This window comes from Streptomyces sp. NPDC096013, assembly GCF_044763565.1.
In the GTDB taxonomy this organism is placed as follows: domain Bacteria; phylum Actinomycetota; class Actinomycetes; order Streptomycetales; family Streptomycetaceae; genus Streptomyces.
On the sequence record NZ_JBIWGK010000033.1, the window covers coordinates 1 to 21062 of the forward strand.

General features: G+C 68.4%; 19 protein-coding genes, 3 pseudogenes and 1 CRISPR repeat array. Of the genes and pseudogenes, 10 read left to right on the top strand and 12 right to left on the bottom strand.

Annotated elements, in window-relative coordinates; all coding sequences use genetic code 11:
* Window positions 1-88: 88 nt before the first annotated feature.
* Window positions 89-370 (bottom strand): annotated as a pseudogene (locus tag ACIRB1_RS46315) (IS5/IS1182 family transposase); the annotation flags it as partial.
* Between the two features lie 48 nt (window positions 371-418).
* Between ACIRB1_RS46315 and ACIRB1_RS46320 the strand changes: the two are divergent.
* The 3 genes from ACIRB1_RS46320 (at window position 419) to ACIRB1_RS46330 (ending at window position 2059) form a co-directional block, all read left to right on the top strand.
* Window positions 419-583 (top strand): hypothetical protein, encoded by a 165-nt coding sequence (locus tag ACIRB1_RS46320; protein ID WP_403470000.1) that lies wholly within the window; start codon window positions 419-421, stop codon window positions 581-583.
* A gap of 71 nt (window positions 584-654) precedes the next feature.
* Window positions 655-810: a hypothetical protein gene (locus ACIRB1_RS46325; protein WP_403470001.1), complete on the top strand. Its 156-nt coding sequence runs from the start codon at window positions 655-657 to the stop codon at window positions 808-810.
* A 220-nt stretch (window positions 811-1030) separates the two neighbouring features.
* Window positions 1031-2059 (top strand): dienelactone hydrolase family protein, encoded by a 1029-nt coding sequence (locus ACIRB1_RS46330; protein ID WP_403470003.1) that lies wholly within the window; start codon window positions 1031-1033, stop codon window positions 2057-2059.
* Between the two features lie 330 nt (window positions 2060-2389).
* On the opposite strand, the gene ACIRB1_RS46335 is transcribed toward ACIRB1_RS46330, so the two are convergent.
* Window positions 2390-3475 (bottom strand): Lrp/AsnC family transcriptional regulator, encoded by a 1086-nt coding sequence (locus ACIRB1_RS46335; RefSeq protein ID WP_403470004.1) that lies wholly within the window; start codon window positions 3473-3475, stop codon window positions 2390-2392.
* A gap of 270 nt (window positions 3476-3745) precedes the next feature.
* On the opposite strand from ACIRB1_RS46335, the gene ACIRB1_RS46340 reads away from it, so the two are divergent.
* Both ACIRB1_RS46340 and ACIRB1_RS46345 read left to right on the top strand, forming a co-directional pair.
* Complete coding sequence (locus ACIRB1_RS46340) at window positions 3746-4663, top strand: alpha/beta hydrolase (RefSeq protein WP_403470005.1); 918 nt, start codon at window positions 3746-3748, stop codon at window positions 4661-4663.
* Window positions 4664-5218: 555 nt separating this feature from the next.
* A complete protein-coding gene (locus ACIRB1_RS46345) occupies window positions 5219-5914 on the top strand; it encodes an HNH endonuclease family protein (protein WP_403470006.1) in 696 nt (231 codons plus the stop codon).
* 498 nt (window positions 5915-6412) lie between these two features.
* Here ACIRB1_RS46345 and ACIRB1_RS46350 read toward each other — a convergent pair whose 3' ends face one another.
* The 5 genes from ACIRB1_RS46350 to ACIRB1_RS46370 form a co-directional block, all read right to left on the bottom strand.
* Window positions 6413-7528: a hypothetical protein gene (locus ACIRB1_RS46350; RefSeq protein WP_403470007.1), complete on the bottom strand. Its 1116-nt coding sequence runs from the start codon at window positions 7526-7528 to the stop codon at window positions 6413-6415.
* 10 nt (window positions 7529-7538) lie between these two features.
* Window positions 7539-8432, bottom strand: a complete 894-nt coding sequence (locus ACIRB1_RS46355) for an XRE family transcriptional regulator (protein ID WP_403470008.1) — start codon at window positions 8430-8432, stop codon at window positions 7539-7541.
* Complete coding sequence (locus ACIRB1_RS46360) at window positions 8429-8644, bottom strand: hypothetical protein (RefSeq protein WP_403470009.1); 216 nt, start codon at window positions 8642-8644, stop codon at window positions 8429-8431. Before ACIRB1_RS46360 ends, ACIRB1_RS46355 begins: the two co-directional genes overlap by 4 nt.
* A 588-nt stretch (window positions 8645-9232) precedes the next feature.
* Window positions 9233-9478, bottom strand: a complete 246-nt coding sequence (locus ACIRB1_RS46365) for a DUF3761 domain-containing protein (RefSeq protein ID WP_403470010.1) — start codon at window positions 9476-9478, stop codon at window positions 9233-9235.
* A 239-nt stretch (window positions 9479-9717) separates the two neighbouring features.
* The gene (locus ACIRB1_RS46370) at window positions 9718-10497 is read right to left on the bottom strand and encodes a hypothetical protein (RefSeq protein ID WP_403470011.1); all 780 of its coding nucleotides are present in this window, start codon (window positions 10495-10497) and stop codon (window positions 9718-9720) included.
* Window positions 10498-10826: 329 nt separating this feature from the next.
* On the opposite strand from ACIRB1_RS46370, the gene ACIRB1_RS46375 reads away from it, so the two are divergent.
* Complete coding sequence (locus tag ACIRB1_RS46375; RefSeq protein WP_403470012.1) at window positions 10827-11411, top strand: SMI1/KNR4 family protein; 585 nt, start codon at window positions 10827-10829, stop codon at window positions 11409-11411.
* Window positions 11412-11469: 58 nt separating this feature from the next.
* Here the strand turns inward: ACIRB1_RS46375 and ACIRB1_RS46380 are convergent, their stop codons facing one another.
* A complete protein-coding gene (locus ACIRB1_RS46380) occupies window positions 11470-11718 on the bottom strand; it encodes a hypothetical protein (RefSeq protein WP_403470013.1) in 249 nt (82 codons plus the stop codon).
* A 380-nt stretch (window positions 11719-12098) separates the two neighbouring features.
* Here ACIRB1_RS46380 and ACIRB1_RS46385 point away from each other — a divergent pair, with 380 nt between their 5' ends.
* The gene (locus tag ACIRB1_RS46385; protein ID WP_403470014.1) at window positions 12099-12644 is read left to right on the top strand and encodes a hypothetical protein; all 546 of its coding nucleotides are present in this window, start codon (window positions 12099-12101) and stop codon (window positions 12642-12644) included.
* 350 nt (window positions 12645-12994) lie between these two features.
* Here the strand turns inward: ACIRB1_RS46385 and ACIRB1_RS46390 are convergent.
* Window positions 12995-13201 (bottom strand): annotated as a pseudogene (locus ACIRB1_RS46390) (hypothetical protein); the annotation flags it as partial.
* Window positions 13202-13300: 99 nt separating this feature from the next.
* Complete coding sequence (locus tag ACIRB1_RS46395; protein WP_403470015.1) at window positions 13301-14737, bottom strand: FAD-dependent monooxygenase; 1437 nt, start codon at window positions 14735-14737, stop codon at window positions 13301-13303.
* Between the two features lie 115 nt (window positions 14738-14852).
* On the opposite strand from ACIRB1_RS46395, the gene ACIRB1_RS46400 reads away from it, so the two are divergent.
* The 3 genes and pseudogenes from ACIRB1_RS46400 (at window position 14853) to ACIRB1_RS46410 (ending at window position 17996) form a co-directional block, all read left to right on the top strand.
* Window positions 14853-15818, top strand: a complete 966-nt coding sequence (locus ACIRB1_RS46400) for an Lrp/AsnC family transcriptional regulator (RefSeq protein ID WP_403470016.1) — start codon at window positions 14853-14855, stop codon at window positions 15816-15818.
* Window positions 15819-15905: 87 nt separating this feature from the next.
* Window positions 15906-17062: pseudogene (locus ACIRB1_RS46405) on the top strand (IS3 family transposase).
* Between the two features lie 238 nt (window positions 17063-17300).
* Window positions 17301-17996, top strand: a complete 696-nt coding sequence (locus ACIRB1_RS46410) for a class I SAM-dependent methyltransferase (protein WP_403470033.1) — start codon at window positions 17301-17303, stop codon at window positions 17994-17996.
* 64 nt (window positions 17997-18060) lie between these two features.
* Window positions 18061-19735: direct repeats of the CRISPR family, unit length 29 nt; unit sequence CGGTTCACCCCCGCGTCGGCGGGGACCAC.
* 17 nt (window positions 19736-19752) lie between these two features.
* On the opposite strand, the gene cas2e is transcribed toward ACIRB1_RS46410, so the two are convergent.
* Together cas2e and cas1e are read right to left on the bottom strand one after the other, a co-directional pair.
* Entirely contained in the window at window positions 19753-20082 is a 330-nt protein-coding gene (gene cas2e, locus ACIRB1_RS46415) for a type I-E CRISPR-associated endoribonuclease Cas2e (protein WP_403470017.1), read from the bottom strand.
* Between the two features lies 1 nt (window position 20083).
* Complete coding sequence (gene cas1e, locus ACIRB1_RS46420) at window positions 20084-21010, bottom strand: type I-E CRISPR-associated endonuclease Cas1e (RefSeq protein WP_403470034.1); 927 nt, start codon at window positions 21008-21010, stop codon at window positions 20084-20086.
* Window positions 21011-21062: the final 52 nt, after the last annotated feature.

A 21062-nucleotide genomic window follows, 5' to 3' on the forward strand; every position in this document is an offset into this window, starting at 1 on the left:
GACCAACCACGCCCATCTCTCCCGCTACGAACGAGAGTTCATGCCCACCCACTCGAACCAAACGATCACGTTCGGAAAGCGGATGACGTCTCAGGAAAGCCTCGTGAATGTCGTCGCGTATCTCCCAGCGGATCCGCAGACGGCGAAACCAGTGCAGATGGGCGAACGCGCGCTCCACGACCCAGCGTTGGGTTCCCAGACCGGACCCGTGCTCGGTACCGCGGCGGGCGATCAGCGGCTTTACGCCCAGGTCCCAGACCAAGCAGCGGTACTTGTCGTGGTCGTAGCCGCGGTTGCCCAGTACCACGTCAGGGCGGCGCCTGGGCCGGCCGCGCTTGCCGCGTATGGGTGCCTGTCCGGGAACTTCGGGGCCCCTCACCGATCATTACAAGGCTTCTGGTCCAGCGCGTTCGGTGCCTTGGAGACGATCGTCCCGCATCTGATCGACGCCGCTGCCGGCAAGGAGTTCAGCAAGGACCTCACGCTGACCGTCCCGCCCGAATACGCGGACCAGAAGGGCTGGTTCGACGACGTAATGAGGGTCGTCCGGGTGACCGCCCCGCTGGTGCTCGCGGCCCTCTGACCGAGTCCCGACGCCGGAGGCGACACCACGCCGCCCCCGGCCTCATCCTTCTTCGGACCGCGGTGAAGGCTGTGATCGACGATTCCCAGGACCTCGACGACCGCGTCTACGGCCAGGCCGCCGCCGATCTGGCCGCCATGAACGAGCCCAACCTCTCGGACTTCGAGCCGAGCGAGGTGGACGAGGCCATGCTGCGCGCTTTCGAGACGTCGGGCCCCCGCCCGTAGTGGCTCGACGACCTGCGCAGCCGCATCACTCGCGAGAGCGGCTCCCAAACCCGTCTGGAGGACGTGGATCCCGACGAATTTCCCTTCCGGGTCAAAGAGTTCGCCGCCTCCTATCAGCGACTGGTCAACACGTCCGGCGCCACGCAGCTGCTGGTCATGGGGCCGTTCCACCCCCCTTTCCAGTTCATGGCCCCGGACGCCGAGCCCCAGGGAGGGACCAGTGACAGCCGACGGCAACGCCCCACTGGCGGACATAGAACGGCGCTGGTCGACCGGCGGAGCAGACCTGGGCGACGTGGCCACAGCACTTCGGAAGCAGGATTTCGAAAGCGCCAACGAACAGGCGGAGATCGTCCTCCGGCGTGCGCGGCTCGCCACCCACGTACGGAACTCGAAGCCGTCATCGGCGAAGACGACTCCGTCTGGCTCACTTTCCTCAGTGAGTGTTTTTGGTCCCCGGTCGCTCTCGACATTCTCGTGGTTTGATGGCGATGTGAGTCAGAATGTGGGGTGGTCCGACTGCCATCAGATCTCTGGCCACTCCACGCAACGCTCGTTCGTGATCAACCGACCACTCTCGGCAGTTCCTGGCACGGTATGGGCGCCAAGCCGTCGGTCAGAGCCAGTTCCTCTGGTGTTGCTGGGGCACGGTGGCAGCGGGCACCGACACAGCGACCGAATCTTGTCGATGGCCGACCTGGTCACATCTTCTGGCTGCGCGGCCGTGGCGATCGATGGCCCGTTCCACGGTGAGCGGGTGGCGTCACCTCTCACGCCGGCTGAGTACCAGGGCAGGATGGCTACGGAAGGTCTCGGTCGGGTGCTGGACCGCATGGCTGACGACTGGGTCGCTACTTGCGACGCTTTGGCCGGGGCGGGTATTGCCGACCGAACTCGTCAGGCCTACTTCGGGTTGTCCATGGGAACCCGCTTCGGCCTTGCTGCGGCGCGCGCCCTCGGGTCGGAGCTGAAGTGCGCCGTGTTCGGGAAGTTCGGTACGCAGTCGATCACCAATCCTGGGCTTCACGCTCCGGATCGCGTCTTGAACGATGCCTCTGCCATCACCGCACCAGTGCTCTTCCATCTGCAGTGGGACGACGAAGTCTTTCCACGTTCGGGGCAACTCCAGCTGTTTGACGCCTTCGCGAGCCCGGACAAGGAGCTTCATGGCTTCGTGGGCGGACACCGCCGCACCCCGGAACATGCTCCTGCTATCTGGCACACATTCATCAACCGCCACATGGTCTGAGTAGGGGCTATCTGGGATCTGGGAGGTCCGGTGGTGGATGATGCCCGCGCACAGCACTGGTTCAGGCCGTCGACTTCGGCTTCTTCTCCCGGCCGGCGGCGGGCTTCTTGCGCGTCAGTCGCCTGGTCATGATGGGTGACCAGTTCAGGTGGTCCTCGGAATGCGGCGCGCTGCGCGGCCGAGCGCGCCGCCGACCTGCTGCGGCCGGTGCGGCGGCACCGGCGGGACCCCTCACTGCAGCTCTGCGGTGCGCGCGGGTTGTTGCCGAGTCGGGAGTGACGAGTGTCGATACGTCCTTCGCGGCTCTGCGCGGGTCGCGTGACCCGCCTGCTACCCCTTGCTCTCCCCCACGCGGGCCGGCGGCCGGCGCCGCGTGGCGGTGGCTCGGGCGGGGAGCTCGCCGCCCAGAAACGGTGTACGTTTCGCGGCGCGGCTCACGATCGCGGTCTCCACCTGGGTGATTCCGAGCCCGGACAGGTCGCGGGAGAGGAAGCCGTAGAGCGCGGCCAAGTCGGGGAAGTATGCGGCGGCGTGCAGGTTCGAGGGGCCGGAAGTCGCGAACGCGCCGTGGACGGCGGGGTGGTCGGCCAGGGCCTGTCCTGCGGCGGCCAGGTGGTCGGGGGCCACGTGCAGCAGCAGCTTGGCCTCGATGGGCAGCCCGAGGCGGCGGGGGTCGACCAGGACCTGCGTCACCAGCCGCCCCTGCGCGGTCAGTTGGGCGACGCGCCGGCGCACCGTCGTCTCCGGGTGGCCCGTGCGGGCGGCCAGCGCGGCGGCGGGGAGCCGGGCGTCGGGGGTGAGCGCGTCGATGAGGGACTGTTCCACGGGGTCGGTGTCGAGGCCGTACGGTCCCGGGGAACCGGCGGATGGCCGCACCCGCTCTGTTGCCGGCTCCGCCTGCGGATCGGTCCGGGACAGAGCGGTGCGCTCGGCGGGGCTCAGGACGGTGTGCCGCCACTCGGAGGTGAGCCGGAAGACGTGCAGGATGGTGGCGCTGTCCAGGGAGGTGACCGCCTGTGTGGAGGGCAACTGGCGGAACACCAACGGGTCGCGCGAGCCGGGCTCGGTCCGGGCCACCGCGAAGATCTCGTCGCCGGCGGTGGTGACGTCGATGAACGGGATGTCCTCCCGTGCCGCGAGCGCGGCCACGATCGTGTCGAGCTTTCCCCGCAGCACCCGGATCCGGAGGAACAGGGCGCCGGCTGAGCCGCCGTTGCGCGGCCGCGCGACCGGGGAGACCACCACCCGCACGGTGCCGTCCGCCGTGAGCGCGTGCAGGCGCCGGCGGACCGTGGCGGCGCCGAGGCCGAGCACGTGCGCCGCCCGCTCGGCCGTCAGACGCCCGTCGCACTGCAGGGCAGCCACCAGCCGCTGATCGGTGAGGCTGAGGACGGAATCCGCCGGAACGCTGGTCATGAAGGCGAGTTTCGCTCATCCCGGCGTCGGATGCGGCCTCTTGTGCCGGGACCCGGACCAGCATGAAGTGCGCGCGCTGCACACCGTCCCCCCGGACGCCCGACGGGGACCCGAGCAAACAAATCAAACGGAGGGAGACGCCGATGATCATCGATCCGCGCAACTGGTTCCCCTTCTGATCCGCCCACGGCCGAAGGTCGCAGGGTCGCCGGGGCGCCGCCCGCGACCCTGCGACCGCCCCCGAACCCGACCTCAGAACGAGAGGTTCCCGTGTCCCCCTCCATCCCGCGCGAAAAAGTACGGTTCACCAGCGGTGACACGACGTGCGCCGCTTGGCACTACCCAGGCGCCAACGGCGGCTGCGTGATCATGGCGGGCGGGACCGCCGTGACGAAGGAGCCCGCCTCGGACCTCTTCGCCCGGCGCTTCAACAACGCCGGCTTCGCCGTCCTGGCCTTCGACCACCGTCGCTTCGGGGAGAGCGGCGGCACCCCGCGCCAGGTCGTCCGCTTCGCCGAGCAGCGCGCCGACTGGCAGGCCGCGATCGACTTCGCGCGCGAGCTGCCCGACGTCGACCCAGCAGGGGTCTCCCTGTGGAGTTTCTCCCTCGGATCCGGCCACATCCTTCAGGTGGCGGCGGAGAACGCGGGTCTGGCGTCGGTGATCGCGCAGTCGCCGCTCGTCGACGGCCGCGCCCTCGCACCCAACGCGCTGCGCGCCATGACGCCCCTGGCCGTGCTGCGGCTCATGGGGCTGGCGGTCGCGGACGTGCTCGGCGGTCTCGTAGGACGCCGTCCGCTGCTGATCCCGGCGGCCGGCGTACGCGGTGACGTCGCCGCGCTCACCACCCCCGACGCAATGGACGCTGGCCGCGCCCTGGACCCCGGCCAGCGTCACTCGGGCTGGGAGCAGACGGTCGCAGCGCGGATAGCGCTCCACATGGGCCGGTACCGGCCCGGCCTGCACGCCTCCCAGATCCGGTGTCCCCTGCTCATGGTGGTCTGCGACCAGGATCGGAGCACGCTCCCCGGCCCTGCTCTGCGAGCCGCCGTGGCGGCCCCCGACGCGGAGGTGCTGCACGTCGAGGGCCGGCATTACGCCCCGTTCCTGGCAGCTCACGAGGAGGTCGCCGAGGCGGAGATCGCCTTCCTGCGCAAACATCTCGACGGACGCGGCCGGTCCGCCTAGAGGTTCGCGAGGAGGCTCGGCTCGCAGCAGCTGAGCTCACCGCTATCGAGCAGAAGGGCCTCACCCGCCACCACCATGCGGCTTAAGTCCGAGGGCTGGGAATCTGCTTCCAGCCATCGATTGACTTGGTTGCGAACAAGACGCGGTACACCTCGCGGGTCCAGACTGTGGCGCCTTCCCCGTACTCGTGGAGTTCTTCGAACGCCTCTTCCTCCGAGTCGAAACTGTACTTTCGACCCTTCGCGTCCTTGATCATCCATTCTCTGCTGGGCAGACCCGCGAGTCCCATTGCCACAGTGATCTTCCTCCCCATTGGCGTGGGCGCGATCGTAGCCGTTGATGGAGCGCGTGACTGTGCGAGGGGTCTGGACGCCGACCACGACGCGGCCACGACCTGCATCAGCGGCGTGTGACCGCGCTCTCGACCACCCTGTCCGTTGGCTTGTGTGACTTACCGCCCGGGCGGGTGATACAGGGCAGTACGCCGGGCGTGGCGGTGCCCCCCGCCGCTACGAAGATCACGAACCGTCTGTGATCTTCGAGAGGGAAACTCTGATGCGCCCCGTCCGTACGGCACGCGCCGTGGCCGCCGTCCTGTCCGTCGTCACTGCCCTGCTCTCTCCCAGTGCCGCCCACGCGGCCGTGCCAGCACCCGTGCTTGCTGTCGCCCCTGGTGACACCGTGACCCTGCCCGTGCGCGACGCTCTGGCAGCGCTGCCCGTCCAGGGCGAGAGCCGCACCGGCTACGAACGCGCGAAGTTCAAGCACTGGACCGACGCCGACCGCGACGGCTGCAACACCCGCATGGAGGTCCTCAAGGCCGAAGCCGTCACCGCCCCAGCCCAGGGACCCAACTGTGTTTTGTCCGGCGGCAGTTGGTACTCCGCCTACGACGACCGCTATCTCGACAGTGCGAGCAAGCTGGACGTGGACCATCTCGTGCCACTGGCTGAGGCCTGGGACTCCGGCGCCTCCCAATGGACCGCGAAGGAGCGGGAGTCGTACGCCAACGACCTGGATGACGCCCGCGACCTGATCGCCGTGTCCGCCGCCAGCAACCGCTCCAAGGCCGACAAGGACCCCAGCGAGTGGCTGCCCCCGTATGGGGGCTACCGCTGCCAGTACGACACCGACTGGATCGCCGACAAAACCAGGTGGGGCCTGAGCATCGACCCCGTCGAACGCGACGCGCTCACCCAGCAGCTCGCCGACTGCCCCGACCAGCCGATCACCGTCACCCTCGCCCGCTGAACAAACAGCCGGGCCCGCCGCTACGGGGGAAAGCGGCGGACCCGGCCGGCACCCACCATCGCATACCCGACCACGCGTCCGCCCGAAGCTCACCGTGTCCCTGCCGCCGATCCGGCGACCACGCCGCTGGTGCTCGGCTGGCCCCGAATGCTCATCGCCGCCCCCTGGCGAAGCCAGATACGGCGGTGAAGGATATGCATGCCGCTGGTCCGGGCCCTCCCCCCACCGGCGGGAACGACCAGTGGAGGGGCCGGATGCTGCCAGCCCGCCCTGTCTGCGCACCGTCGGCCTGGCGGGCTGGCAAGACCAGCCCCGCTGGGCGGCCGAGGGCGCTGGACAATGAACGGGAGCTGTCCCACACCTGTGCGGGGGCAGCACGTGTGATCGAGCGTCGGGCAGGCCCTGCACCTGCACTTCCCCGCAGAAAGCGCATGTCTTTCCTTTGATTGCCAACACAGCACCGGCCGAAGGGAGTTACGGCGCCCAGCTTCAGATCCGCTATAGCCGGTGGAAGGTCGGCACGGACGCGGCGCCGGAGGCAGCCGGGGCTGCCAATCCGGTCCCGAATCCGGAGGGTCCCTGCGAGAACGCCTTGGCGGCCCGGGCGCGGAGGCGGCTGAGGTAGTAGGCCGTGCGGGTGCCGAGGCTGTCCGCGCTGTCGGCGGTGGCCGCCTCCCAGGAGCAAACGGCGCTTGCCTCCTGGAAGAACGTGTGGGTGATCGCGGGCTCGTCGTGGCCGTCGGCGGTGACGTTGACCAGCATCTGTTCCGGGCCCTGCGTCCAGGCCGGGACGCGTTCGCTGTCGCTGTCCGGGTCGACCTGGGGGCGGTTGGGCAGGTCCTCCGGGTCACCGGCCGCGGCGGGCGGTGTATGGGCGGGGCGGGTGTACTGGCCGGTGCCGGAGGCCGCGATGGCGGCGACCGCGAGCCGTTCGGCGAAGTGGTCTCCGGGTACGGGGAGTTCGAGGTCGGGGTGGTGGTCGTAGCCGATGGCGACGGCGGCGGCGACGATGTCGATGACGGCCCGTGCCATCGGTGTGTGGCCGCGGGGGTGGGTGCGGGTGAGGTGGCTGAGGATGCGCAGGACGGTGGAGAGGCTGGTGTCGGCGGTCATCATGCGGTAGGCCGGGCCGCCCTGGTCCGGCTCCGCCGGATCTGTGTCGTCGCTGGCGTGGGGTGCGTGGGGGCCGGCCTGCGCCCTCCACAGGGCGGCGGCGTGGGGATCGCCGTGGGCGAGGTGCTGAAGGTAGAGGCAGTAGGAGGAGGGCTGGTCGTCGGCGCCGGCGGCGAACTGCCACCAGAAGCGGGCGCCGTCGTCGGCGCCGGCGAGCTGCAGGGCGCAGCCGAGGATCCGGGCGGCCCTGGGCTGCGGTACCTGATCGGTGAGGAAGTCGGCGAGCTGTTCAATGGTGCAGTGGGTGACGACCGCCTCGCACAGGGCGGCGAGGCTCTGCGCGGCGCCGTCATCGGCCGTCGTGGGCCTGGCGTCCCACCGTGGGAAGCCGTCCGCAGTGAGGCCGTCGTGGGCGAGGTCGTCGTAGGGGACGACGTCGGACGGGACGTGCGGCTGGTGCAGCAGCAGGGACTGGGCGAGGAGGTCGTCGATGGTGCTCATGGCGGGGTAATCACTCCTGGGTGTCGGTGTCGGGGTAGAGACCGTTCAGCGCCCCTCGGGCGTGGTGGTCCAGGGTGTGGGTGACGGCCTCGGACAGGCCGACGACGCCGGGGATGGCGTCCGCGGGTATGCCGCACAGGTAGCGCAGCACGGTGACGTCCATCTGGTCCGGGGGCAGGGAGGCGATCGCGTCGAAGAACCGTGCCAGGACGCCGATATAGGCCAGCCGTTCGGCGAGATCACGGATACCCACCTGGCCGGCCGTGGAGAACGCGGCCGCGCGCAGGTCGGGACGGCCGCCAGGCCGCTGGGGAGTCCGGGCCAGGACCCGTGAGCGCAGCAGGAGCCAGGCGTGGCGGGTTGTGTCCGGGCTTTCGGTTGCTTCGTCCCAGGTGAGCCAGAGGATGTCGAAGGTCTCCGACACCACCTGCTGGGCGCGCCGGTCGGACTGCAGGAAGGCGCGGGCGTAGGCGGTGTAGGGCTGCCACATGGCCTGGGTGAATGCCAGGTGGGCGACTGGCTGTTCCTCCGGTTCGGGCGCCTGGACGTCCCGGATGCCGTTCGTGATCCAGGCGGTGTCCTTTTCCGCTTCCACGGCGGCCGCCTTCCACAGCCGGCACACCGGGCTGACCGGGATGTCCAGTGCGCGGACCACGCTGTAGGTGATCTCCCAGCCCGGGTAGTAGCCCTTGCCGCGCAGGAGTTCGGACAGACGGGTCTTGGAGTAGCCGGAGCGGCCCACGAGATCATCAAGGGTCAGGCCGCTTGCGGTCAGCCGGCTACGGACCGGCTCCAGCCAGATCCGGTGCGCTGTGCCAGCCGCCTCGCAGATCGGCTCCGGAGGGCGGCCGCGGCGACTGGGAGGATCTCCTCCGGGCTGCTCGGGTACCTGCGGCGGCTTCACCGTGACGGCTCCTCACTCCCGGCCGCTGCGGCCGCGGTTGTGCCGGAACGGCTATCTGCGGCGCTGAGCGCGGCGGCGATCTGCTGGATGAGGAGCCCCAGTGAGGGCAGTAACGCGGCCACCGCCGCGAGCTGCCCGAGCACGGTCATCACCGTGCTCCATGCGAGGACCGCCGCCAGCACGGCAACGGTCATCACCTGCTTGCTTGTCATTGCACCTTCCCTGGGCGGAAAGAAGGGTCTGGGAGGGCTCCTCCGGGACGGTGCTGAATCGCCCCGGAGGAGTTGGACGACAGCATGGTGCGCCGGGCGCACACCACTCAACGTGATCCGGGGGTTACGGAACAAATAGCCCCTCCCCCGCTCCGGCGCAGTCGGCCCGTTACTCCATCACGGCCACCTGCACGGACAAATCATGGCCGAATGAACGCTTTTGGTGGCGAAACCGTACTTGTCGTTGCGGCACCGGCGGGATGGCGCACCATGGAAGCGGACGCCTCCCCCGGCGTCGCACCTTCCGGTCTGGAAGGCCGCGCGGCTCCCTTGTGCTGAAGAACGACCGAAGGGGAACCGCCCCGCTTCCGTCCAGCCGCCCACGCGCTGGGCGGAAGCGGAACCCGCCACAGCCCGGCCGAATGTGCCCGAGCAGGGCTCTGGGCGTGGGAGATCGGCGCTCACAGCGGGCTGATGAACCTACGCTGAGCGCCGCCCGTGAGACTTCGGCCGGGCACGGAGTAGGCCGGCGAGTTGGCGGAAGGCCCGGGCAACGTCGTCGCCCGGGCCTCGGGTGGCAATCCGCGTCTACCGATACCAGTACTTGACGCCCCGGTGGTGCGAGCATGTCCCGCGGGCGTGGGCACTGTAGGAGTAGGAGCCGTCCTTGCACTTCGCGGTAGCGCCGCGCGGATGAGGCGAGTTCGCCTTGCAGACGCCTGTCGTGTGCCGCGCGCACGACGCGGCCGCCGCATCGGCCGCCACGGCCACCGGCACCACAAGTGCCCCCGCCATCACCACCGCCGCAACCGCGCCCCGGACCTTCGTCAGCATGATTCCCCCTCTGCTCGTTCGGAGAGGCGAGCATGCATCCGCAGGCCACCACACCCGGGCAGGCCGGGCGGACTGTCACACAGCAGTGACCGCCGTAGCAAGGTCATCACTCTGCGTTCGAAGCACGCGAACAACCGGGCGGGCCACGCCCCTCGTGGTGCACGCTCGTGAACAGGCGCCTCGCCACAGTCCACGGGATGCGCGGTGGCCAGAGAGGACTCTGAAGGGTCGTTCGCCGGCTAATTCAGGTCGAGGGTGTCCCCGGTCGCCGTCTTCAGCGAGGTGGTCGTGGTGCCGGGGAAGTACCAGCGCCAGCTTCCCGCCGAAGTGACGGTCACCTTCGTGGACAGCTGCCCGGTGCCGTTCGTCGTCACGGTCCTCACGGTGCCGTAGTGCGCGGCGCCCTTCTTCTTGAACTGCAGCCTGACCTGCTGCCCGGGGTACCCGTGGTACTTGAGGTCCTCCCAGTTGGCCCGTGACAGCTTGCCGGTGACCGTCACCTTCGCGTTCTTGGCCACCTTCTCGGGTGCGATCACCGTGGTGAGCCGGGCGGCCCGCTTGACCTTGTAGTCGGCGATGTCGTCGGAAATCCAGTAGTCGCCGTCCTTCGCCTGGACGGTCACATTGACCTGCCAGACGCCGGCGAGCCGGTTGGAGTCGATGTCGTCGCTGTCGGCGATCCACGCGGGGTCGATGGTCATCGTGGCCCGGCACACCGAGGTCGTCGCGCTCTTCTTCGTGCAGCGTGATTCGTCGTTCCAGGTCGCGAAGCGGTAGAGGAGCGTCTTGCTGAAGGTGCTGACGTGCAGGAGCCCCTTCACCCCCGAGTTGTCCTTGACGGTGATGTCGATCGGATAGGTGATCGTCTTCGCCGTGCCCACGATGACGTTGCCACCGCCGTTGACGACGGTCTTCACCACCCGGACATCGCCCCGCCCCTCCGCGTGCGCACCGGTCGCCGTCGTCAGCACCAAGGCTGCAGCCCCGCCGGCCGCGGCCCAAGCCGTTCTGCCTCTCATGACCCTCCCCTTGTCGTGTGTATGCCAGGAGAGGCTATGTGATCAGTGGGCATGATCCGCTTTGACGGACATCCGAGATCAGGGGTTCTGCCCCGGGAGGATGTCCATCATGGAGAGCATGGGGAAGAAGAAGCCTCCAGCTAGCAGCAGCGCGTTTGCGGGTTTAGCGGGCGAGGTCGGTGCGGAGCTGGAGCGGACTATCGGCGTGGGCCTGGCCGAATGGAGCGGCTCCGGCCGCAGGGCGCGGGGGCCGTCGCAGATGAGCTGGTACGCCTTCGCAGCCGAGTATGCAGATTCGACGTAGTGGTCTCGTGGGCGAAGGAGTTCTGATGGACAGCGCTGTCGAATGTTGGGTGAGGATCACCGGCTGGCTGAGGGAATGTGCGCCTGGTAGCTATGCGCAGCTCTCTTCACCGGCCGCGCCGGAGATGATCCGTGAGACCGAGCAGAGGATTGGTTCGGTGATCCATCCTGATCTGCGGGAAATTCTCCTGGTCAATAATGGATGTGACAGGCCGGGGATGGATCGCACGACGCTGATAAGTCCCAACTATTGCGATGTGACGAATAAGGGTTTGGGGATTCTTGGATTGACGCACATCGAGGCCGTCCATGAGCACATGATATGGATTCATGAAAACGCGGCCGAGGAGGGTTCCGCTGATGAAGATGAACCTCTGTGGAAGCCCTCCTACGTTCCCGTAACATCTGAATGGGACGGCTTTTACGGAACCTTCATCGACTCTGATACCGGCAAGCTGGGAAGCTGGTCCGAAGGTGAAACGACGAAGCTTCATCAAAGCTCCCTGGCAGACCTTCTCAGGGATGCGTTCGAGCAGCTTCGTCATGCTCATCTGGATGACGAAGGATTCCCGAAGGTCGACAACGGTTTCCTCGTATGGAACAAATACTGAACCTCAACATGAAGGTGCGGCCCCTGTGAATAATTACGGGGCCGCACCTTCCTTTTTTCTACAGGGTGAACCCGTTCAGGTCCAGCCAGTATTCATCGCCGTCCAGGAGTCGGTTCTTGACGCTGAAGCCGTTAGCTCCGCCATACGCGGCCATGGAGCCGGAGTTCTGACGTGATGACATGCTGGAGCGCCCACACCCCTCGCGCCAGGTCGGCATGGGGAAATCCCTACGCAGGTCGATGTACCACGAGCGGTCGGGCTTCTTGCCGACGAAGGTCTGTACACACTCGTTGCCGTTGGTCGTCACCGGGTTGGTACCACCGATACTCGCCGCAGCCGACAGCCGACAGCCGACCGCCCAGGCTCAAGTCGCTTAACAGGAGCGGCTCTTCAGAGAGACCCCGTCCAGGAGCGGAGCCGCTTCGTGACATGGCTGGTGCAGCGGAAGCTTTCATATGTACCTGTTTCCGATCCCGGGCTGACTGATTGTTTGCCAACCAATACAGTCGCCGCAGGTCATGTAGCCCTTGCCGACCTCAAACGCGTTTCGACGGTGTTCGAATCCTTGGCGCCCGCCATTCGGCGACACCTAAGTTGAGACGTCCAGCAATCCCAGCCGAGCAGCGATCCTTGGTACGCACCAGATAAGGGGTACTCATGCGAAGCAGATTGACGAAGGTCAGGGCGATGTTCGCAGTTGCCGTGGCCGCGCTGACGCTGACCTTCAGCGCCGGCGTCGCATCAGCCGGTGCTGAGGGCACCACCGGTCCCTACGCCTCCCAGGCCAAGCAGGCGGGACTCACCGCCTCTCAGACTTCGGCACTCCAGAACGAAGTGGACCGGTATCTCGCCAAGACAGGCGGAAAGCAGGTGGCCGCCAACGTGATCGACCTGGGCGGCAAGAACCTGATGTTCGTGGCTGTCCCTGGCGAGGCTCACCCCCGCGACATGACCAAGGGGGCACTGGATAACGTCTGCGACGATGTTATTCCCTACGGATACTTCTGCGCCTTCAGCGGCACCGGCTTCACGGGCACGTCGATCCCCATGTACAACTGCGCCCGCTACCCGATCCCGTGGACGGCTGACGGGTCGTGGATCAACAACCAAACCAGAGGCACCGTTGCCAACTTCCTGGACGACGGTGGCGTCTCGCGCTGGCACGACGACGGTGCCTACAGCTACGACCGCGACGCGCCCTGGTACTGGGTCCACTGGGTGAAGAACTGCTGAGTACCTGGCGCTGGCGGAGGTCGCGCGTATGGACCCGCGGGCCTGGCCCGATCTCCGTGATCCGGGCTCGGTAGAGGATGCGTTCGGACGGCGGTGCTGGATCCAGTTCATACCGCACGCCGGTGCGATCGAGGTCCATGACATCGGGTGGGCGGGCTGAGCTCAGGGCTGTCGGCGGCGGAGGTCCCCGGACCAGTCCCGGAGCCGGTCCTTGAGGACGAGGTTGTCGCCGACGGCCTGCCCCTGGTGGCGCAGTTCGCCCCCGAGTTCCACGACCAGACCGAGCAGAGCCGTCCGCGAGGGAGCGCCGTCCAGGACGTCGTGGGGGAACTTGTGTCGGACAGTCGCTGAGGCGGGCTCGCGGCGTGGAGTGACGGTACGGGGGTCGAACCGCGAGCCCGCTCGACAGCCATGCGGCTCGGTCTGGGAGGTGGGGGCAGCAGTACGGGCTCGATGCCCGCCGCCGCCAGGCCCGAGGGGGCCGTCTCCGCGAGGGGGACGCCGTAGCGGGCCAGGCTCAGCGGCATCATCGACTCGACCGGGGCCTTGCGGCGCCAGGTCACCGTGCAGGTGTGCCGAAGCACGATAGTTGTCACCATCGGCGCCTATTGATGGCCATCAGCCTCTTCACGACGGCTGGTTTTCTGAACGTCGGTTCAGCGGGGTTCCCCGAACCAGCGGTCGAGCGCCGGTTCCAGGTCATCGGCGCCTGCCCAGCACACGTAGCCGTCCGGCCGGATGAGCATCGGTTCGGTGTCGGCGCCCTGGCCCACCCGGTCCACGCGGTCCGACCAGGCGTCGATGACCTTGGCGAACGTGTCGGCCGGGTCCAGCAGGATGCCGTGCCCGGACCGTAGCAGTTCGTGCATCCGGGCCGTGCTGAGGTCCAGGTCCGGTGCGGGCCGGCCGACGAGAGGATGGGCTTCGGCGCCCGGCATGGGGTAATGGATGGCCATGCCGGACGTCAGGTCGGCGAGATAGTGCTGGACATCCGGCAGTTGGGCCATGGCCGTGAAGATCTCTCGGGCGGCCAGCACATCCGGACTGCGGGTACCGGCCCAGTCCATCAGCAGGCTCTGTGCCCGGACGTTGCGCAACACCGCGGCCCCGGCCGGATGGCGTTCCGCGTGATACGTGTCGAGCAGGTTGTCCGGTGCCCAGCCGTTCACGGCGGCGCCGAGCTTCCAACCGAGGTTGAGCGCGTCCTGCATCCCGGTGTTCATGCCCTGCGCGCCGAGCGGGAGGTGGACATGCGCGGCATCGCCCGCCAGGAACACCCTGCCGTGCCGGTACTGCTCGACCTGCCGTGACGCGTTGGTGATTCGGCGGGCGTAGCGCAGTTCGAGCAGGTGCACCCGCGTTCCGAACACGGTGCCCAGGCCGTGGCGGATCTCGTCCTCGGTGACTGGGGTCTCCCTCGACAGTGACTGGCCCGGCCCGCCGAGGACCAGTCGGCGCAGCTGCCTGGCCTGCGGATCGGTGCCGAGCGGGAACAGCGCCGCCCAGTGCCCGTCCTCGTTCCAGGTGTGCGACGTGGAGGGATCGGCTCCGCTCAGCCGCACGTCGGCAGCGATGATCGTCAACGTACCGGCCTGACCGGGGAACCCGGCCCGCAGGAGCGACCGTACGGTGCTGTGGGCTCCGTCGGCGCCGACGAGGTAACGGGAGCGGAGGGTGACGCCACCGGTGAAGGTCGCGGTGACCCCGTGGTCGTCCTGGGCGAGGCCGACCAGTTCGTGGTCCCTGCGAGCGTGGAGTCCGTGCGCGGCGAGGTACTGCTCCAAGAATCCCTCGATCACCACCTGCGGCACGGACCGCCAGGGCAGACGGTGCCGGTTGGAGTGGAGCGGGAGTGGGATACCGGCGAAGTGGCCGGTGGTGACGGGGTGATCTCCGGTGGCCAACAACGGTTCCAGCAGCCCTCGTTGGTCAAGCGCCTCCAATGTGCGGGACTGCACGCCGCCTGCCTTGGACAGATCGCTGCGCTGGGACAGCTTGTCGACCAGCACGGTCGACACCCCCGCCACCAGCAGCTCGTTGGCCAGCATCAATCCGGTCGGGCCGGCGCCGACGATGAGCACATCGGTGTCCATGAACTCTCCCTGGGCTGTGTCGATCGGGACAGAAGCAACGCTCCGTCGGCCGAGCAGCCCAAGCCAGAAACCGGCTCGATTGAGTTGATATCTGACACTGACTAGCCTGTACCCGGTGGAATCCGACTACGACGAGCTGGATCGTCGGCTCGTGCACGCCTTACAGATCGACGGCCGTGCCCCGTTCAGCACCATCGCCGAGGTTCTCGGCGTGTCGGACCGCACCATCGCCCGCCGCTACGCCCGATTGCGGTCGGCCGGAGCGGTACGGGTGCTGGGCGGGGTCGATCCAACGGCGCTGGGCGCCATCCTGTGGTTGCTGCGAGTGCGATGTGCGCCCGCCGCGTCACTCCCGGTCGCCGAGGCGCTGGCCAGACGCCCCGACACGTCCTGGGTCAGCCTCAGCTCCGGCGGCACCGAAATCACCTGCGTGGTCCGTACCGAGAGCGAGGCGGACAGTGAGGCACTGCTGCTGGCCAAACTCCCCCGCACCCCGCGCGTGGAGGGCGTGACCGCACACTCCGTGCTGCACGCCTTCTACGGCGGCCCGGACAACCTGGTCGGAAAACTCGGGTCGCTGGACACGGAGGCAATCGAGCGGCTGCGCCCGCCTACGATGCCGCATCGACGGGGACCGGTGCGGCTCGACGACGGTGACCGCAAGCTCCTCGCCCTGCTCGCCACCGACGGCCGGGCCGGGTTCGAGCAGTTGACTGCGGCGACCGGCTGGTCCCCGACAACGGTCCGGCGCAGGATGACGGAGCTGCGCGAACACGGCCTGCTCTATCTCGACATCGACGTCGACTGGCGCATGTTCGGCGTGAACGCCCGAACCCTGCTCTGGCTCTCGGTCGCCCCCGCACACCTGGAGGAGGCCGGTCAGGCGCTGGCCGGGCACCCGGAGATCGCGTTCGCCGCCGCCACAACCGGACCGACCAACCTGTACGCGAGCGTGGTGTGCACGAACCAACGGGAGCTGTACCGGTATCTGACCACCCGGGTAGCCGCGCTCCCCGCGATCACACACCTCGAAACGGCGCCAGTGATCAGGACCGTCAAGCAGGCAGCGAACCAGGCATAGCAACCGACCAGCCCCTGAGCTGACCCCGGTTTGGTGGAGTCCTTCAAGCCAGGCTTATGATCCTGGCCCGAAGGAGAACCACGAGCTGTGCCAGCACCACGTAAGGACCCGGAGGAGCTCCGCGAGCGGGCTGTGCGCGAGGTCCGCACCACTGGCCGTCCGATCGCGCATGTCGCGAAGGATCTGGGCATCCATAAGGAGGCCCTGCGCGGCTGGGTCCGCCAGGACGAGGCGGACACCGGCGAACGCGACGACCGGCTGACCACCGCAGAGCACGAGGAGCTGAAGCAACTCCGCAAAGAAGTGGCGGAGTTGAGGAGGGCCAACGAGATCCTCAAAGCGGCGAGCGCGCTTTTTGCCCAGGAGCTCGACCGTCCCCGGACGAGGCCGGCCAGGTGATCGACAGCCTGAAGGAAGACGGCTTCGGGGTCGGGCCCGTATGCCGGGTGCTCGGCTGGTCTGAGTCCGCCTACTACGCCCGCAGGAAGCGGCCGAAGTCCGCGCGCCGGCTCCGTGACGCTCATGCGGCTGATCGAGCAGGTTCACGCCGAGTCGGGCGGCACCTATGGGGCCCGGCGGATCACCCGCGCCCTGCGGCGCAGGGGTGTGGTGGTGGCCCGCTGCACCGTCGAGCGGCTGATGGGCGAGCTGGGCCTGGAGGGCGTCATCCGCGGGCAACGGCGGCGGATGACCGTGCCGGAGCCGTCGGCGCCTCGCCCGCCGGACCTGGTCGACCGCGACTTCACCGCCTCGCGGCCGGACCAGCTGTGGGTGGCGGACATGACGTATGTCCGCACCTGGTCCGGCTGGGCGTACGTGGCTTTCGTCCTGGACGTGTACGCGCGGATGATCGTCGGTTGGCAGGTCGCGAACCACATGCGAACCGAACTCCCCTTGGATGCCCTGGAGATGGCGTTGTGGAGACGGAGGATCAAGAAGGACTCTGGCCTCATTCATCACAGCGACCGCGGGTCGCCCAATACGTATCAATCCGCTATACCGAGAGGCTATCCGAGATCGGGGCTTCGGCCTCGGTCGGCTCGGTCGCGGACAGCTATGACAACGCGATGGCCGAGGCCCTGAACGGAACCTTCAAGGCTGAGCTGATCGAAATGCAGGGCCCTTGGCGGGACGTCGACCAGGTCGAGCGGGCGATCTTCCAATGGGTCAGCTGGTACAACGAGGAGCGGCTCCACTCCGCCCTCGGCTACGTACCGCCCGCCGAGTATGAACGCGCGTGGTGACGACAACAGGAACCCACCCCGCAGTCCGCCTGAAACAAGACCACCGGACTCTACGAAACTCGGGACAGCTCAACCTGCCGCTGTGGACCGACGCCGCCGACTGCGGCCCCTGCCACCCCGGCAACGACTCCCACTGACACAACCGCACGCCGGGCCCCAGCCATCGGCCGGGGCCCAACACACGCAGGGGTGAGATTCCCCGGAACCAGCCCCGTGCCACAGCCTGCACGCCAGGATGATGCGGGTGACAACCGGCTCCCCAGACCTCTGGCACCACTACGGCCGCACCCGCGCCCAGCACGACCACGACATCCCCGACACCTTCCACTGGATCTGGAGCCAAGACAGCGGCCCCGGCCCGGAAATCCTGGGAGACCTCTCCGGCCAAATCGTCGGCGACCTCGGCGCCGGCACCGCCCGGCACGCCGCCCATCTCGTCACCCATCACAGGCCGACTCGCGTCGACGCTATCGACGCCTCACCAGGACAGCACGAGATGGCTGTCGGCCTGTTCGACCACCTCGCACCACGCCTGCGCATCCTGTCCTCCGACGCCGTCTCGCACCTACGGGCGACGGCTGGCACCTACGACGTGCTCTACAGCATCTTCGGCGCGCTCGACTTCACCGACCCCCGAAACCTGCTGCCAGCAGCCGCCACCGCCCTCACACCAGGCGGAAAGCTGGTGTTCTCCACCCTCGCGCACTACCTCAGCGGCGCCCCAGCTCAATCCGACGTCACAGCCGCCGCGATCCAAGCGAGGACTCCGGCGGGAACAGCAACCACCATGCACCGGTGGGTGCTCCAAGAACACGTCTGGGTCAAAACCCTGGACGAAGCCGGGTTCACCAACATCACCATCGACACACTGCCATCAACGACCAACGGACCACGCACCGCAGACACCCTGCTAGTAACCGCAACCCACAGGTGAATCCGCGCTGCCCCCAGTCGCCGCGACACACGTGTTCTCCGGCGCAGACCCTACTAATGCGCCTCGGCTCACCCCCGCGTCGGCGGGGACCACGGGCTTTCGGCGTTTAACGATCTTTAGTTCTGGGGTTCACCCCCGCGTCGGCGGGGACCACATGCCCCACGACCGGATCCCCGCATGAGCGCCGGTTCACCCCCGCGTCGGCGGGGACCACCGAAACCGGTCTTCACCCGGGCGCCTTCGGTCCGGTTCACCCCCGCGTCGGCGGGGACCACCCAGTCCTGTGCCGCATCGCATCGCTGCCGCGCGGTTCACCCCCGCGTCGGCGGGGACCACCGGCTCAGCAACCGCCGCCCCGTGAGCGGCGACGGTTCACCCCCGCGTCGGCGGAGACCACCCGCTCGTCCCGTACGAGGACCTCGTCGCCTACGGTTCACCCCCGCGTCGGCGGGGACCACGTACAGCGCCGGAGCCGGTGACACCCACTGTGCGGTTCACCCCCGCGTCGGCGGGGCCCACTCCTCAGCTCGCGTTGAGTACCTGAATCAGGGCGGTTCACCCCCGCGTCGGCGGGGACCACATCGGGCATGTCGTCGGCGGCCTCGTCTCCGCCGGTTCACCCCCGCGTCGGCGGGGACCACTTGCCTGCGGCGCCGGAGTATTCGCTGCACGCCGGTTCACCCCCGCGTCGGCGGGGACCACATCAGTGCGGTCGGCGACACGGCCACTCCTACCGGTTCACCCCCGCGTCGGCGGGGACCACCTCCTACAGACCCTGCCGCGTGACACCGACGGCGGTTCACCCCCGCGTCGGCGGGGACCACGTGGTTGAGCCGGCGCAATTCGCGGATGTCGTCGGTTCACCCCCGCGTCGGCGGGGACCACTCTGCTGAAGGCTGCTGATCCCGACATCGGCCCGGTTCACCCCCGCGTCGGCGGGGACCACACCACCGCCCGCACCGCACTCCGCAACGGCCGCGGTTCACCCCCGCGTCGGCGGGGACCACTACACCGGGTGGGCGTACATCTGGACCCTCGCCGGTTCACCCCCGCGTCGGCGGGGACCACCTCGTCTCGCGTGTCGGGCTACGCCCACCTAGCGGTTCACCCCCGCGTCGGCGGGGACCACCGAGATCACCGCGACGTGCCGGACATTGTCGGCGGTTCACCCCCGCGTCGGCGGGGACCACGCCGCCCCCCGCCCGATCACGGGCCGCGGGTCCGGTTCACCCCCGCGTCGGCGGGGACCACCACATGCGCTCCGCGTCCGGCACCCTGCACGGCGGTTCACCCCCGCGTCGGCGGGGACCACAGCGTCTCCCGGGGAAGGTCGCCGGCTACCGCCGGTTCACCCCCGCGTCGGCGGGGACCACTCCGCGCGGATGGCCTTCGCGCGCAGCCAGTACGGTTCACCCCCGCGTCGGCGGGGACCACGTTGATGCCGAGCGTCGCACTGTCGGCGAGAAAGGTTCACCCCCGCGTCGGCGGGGACCACACCCTCGCCCAAGGCTGCAACAGGTCCTACGGCGGTTCACCCCCGCGTCGGCGGGAACCACCGGCCAGCGGGGCGACCAGACCGGCCGCGGAGAGGTTCACCCCCGCGTCGGCGGGAACCACGCCGGGTCATGCGGCACGTGATCGGGCTCCTGCGGTTCACCCCCGCGTCGGCGGGAACCACGCGTCCGGGGCGGTTGGCGTGTGCTTCCTGGACGGTTCACCCCCGCGTCGGCGGGAACCACACTTCGCGACCTGCGGGTTATCGCAGACTTTGCCTTTCATTTGCCAGGCTTAGGCTGGCTGGCGCGGCGGTCATCCTCATGAGGGTAAGGCCGTCGAAGTCCATGGGGACGCGGCGGCGTGTGCCGACTGTGCGGATCGCGTAGCCCTGTTCTGTTGGTGCCGGGTGGACGAGAACAGCTGCGCCGTCGGCAACGGTTTCCGTGACGGCGTCCCAGAGTTGGTCGCGTACGCGGGCGGAGACGCTGCCGACGAAGATGCCGGGGACCACTTCGCTGGTCCAGCGGCTGAGGGCGCCGCGGAGGTGGTCGGGGACGGCGGTGGTGGCGATGACGAGCATGGAGGGCATGTCAGCCTCCGTCGGGTGCGTAGTTGACCCCGGCGGGTAGGACTCCCGTCTTCGGGTCCCAGAGGTGGACCATGCGGACGTCCTGGCGCTCGGTGGTGTCGTCGTCTGTGTCGGCGCCGGGAGTGAGGAGGGTTTGGATGTCGTGGATGACGCGCGGCAGGAGGCGGATGAGGCGGAGTTCCTCGCGCAGTTTTCGGCGTGCTTCTTGTTCGGGGTTGGCTGCCTGGTGGAGGCAGAAGGCGACGGGGAGGGTGGTGTCGGCTTTGTAGAGGTCGGCGATGTCGTAGACGAAGGCGTGCTGGGTGCCGGTGTGGACGAAGCCGAGGGCTGGTGAGCAGCCCAATGCCAGGAGGGCGGCGTGGATGATGCCGTATAGGCAGGTGTTGGCGGCGGACAGGGCGAGGTTGACGGGGTCTTGCTGGTGCCACTGGTCGGGGTGGTAGTTGCGGCGGAAGCGGCCGATGCCGTGTTTTTGGGCGTGGAGTTTGTAGAGGGCCTTCATGCGTTGGCCTTCCATGCCGCGCAGTTGGGCGAGAGATGTTCCTTGGGGGACGGTGTCGTCGCCGAAGCGCATCTCGTACATGCGGGTAGCGACATTGAGGCGTTGATCGGGGTTGGCCCAGGCGGCCTGTTGTTCGAGCCAGTGGGTGGTGAGGGAGTCGGGCAGGATGCCGGCGTAGGTGCGGACGCCGCCCGCTCCGGTGCAGATGACGCTGGTTCCGTGGCGGGCGAGGGTGGCCAGGGCGCGGGTGGTGATGGACACGCCGGGTCCCAGGAGCAGGCAGGTGAGCGCGGCGGTGGGGATGTAGACGGTGTCGGTGCGGTGTTGGTCGACTTTGATCTGGGCGCAGACGCCGGTGTCGTCCTGGACGACGCGGACCATGTCGAGGTAGAGGAACGAGAGGGAGTCCGCGATGCGCGGGAGCATGGCGAGGGTGGGGGCGGCCAGGTGTCTGCGGGCCTGGCCGCCCCCGTGGGAT

Excerpts from the sequence above, each read along its gene's own strand:
- cas2e (WP_403470017.1), bottom strand. The coding sequence starts at position 20,082 with ATGCCCTCCATGCTCGTCATCGCCACCACCGCCGTCCCCGACCACCTC.
- cas1e (WP_403470034.1), bottom strand. The coding sequence starts at position 21,010 with ATGCTCCCGCGCATCGCGGACTCCCTCTCGTTCCTCTACCTCGACATG.
- ACIRB1_RS46375 (WP_403470012.1), top strand. The coding sequence starts at position 10,827 with ATGGACAGCGCTGTCGAATGTTGGGTGAGGATCACCGGCTGGCTGAGG.
- ACIRB1_RS46395 (WP_403470015.1), bottom strand. The coding sequence starts at position 14,737 with ATGGACACCGATGTGCTCATCGTCGGCGCCGGCCCGACCGGATTGATG.
- ACIRB1_RS46385 (WP_403470014.1), top strand. The coding sequence starts at position 12,099 with ATGTTCGCAGTTGCCGTGGCCGCGCTGACGCTGACCTTCAGCGCCGGC.
- ACIRB1_RS46370 (WP_403470011.1), bottom strand. The coding sequence starts at position 10,497 with ATGAGAGGCAGAACGGCTTGGGCCGCGGCCGGCGGGGCTGCAGCCTTG.
- ACIRB1_RS46360 (WP_403470009.1), bottom strand. The coding sequence starts at position 8,644 with ATGACAAGCAAGCAGGTGATGACCGTTGCCGTGCTGGCGGCGGTCCTC.
- ACIRB1_RS46350 (WP_403470007.1), bottom strand. The coding sequence starts at position 7,528 with ATGAGCACCATCGACGACCTCCTCGCCCAGTCCCTGCTGCTGCACCAG.
- ACIRB1_RS46345 (WP_403470006.1), top strand. The coding sequence starts at position 5,219 with ATGCGCCCCGTCCGTACGGCACGCGCCGTGGCCGCCGTCCTGTCCGTC.
- ACIRB1_RS46410 (WP_403470033.1), top strand. The coding sequence starts at position 17,301 with ATGCGGGTGACAACCGGCTCCCCAGACCTCTGGCACCACTACGGCCGC.
- ACIRB1_RS46335 (WP_403470004.1), bottom strand. The coding sequence starts at position 3,475 with ATGACCAGCGTTCCGGCGGATTCCGTCCTCAGCCTCACCGATCAGCGG.
- ACIRB1_RS46365 (WP_403470010.1), bottom strand. The coding sequence starts at position 9,478 with ATGCTGACGAAGGTCCGGGGCGCGGTTGCGGCGGTGGTGATGGCGGGG.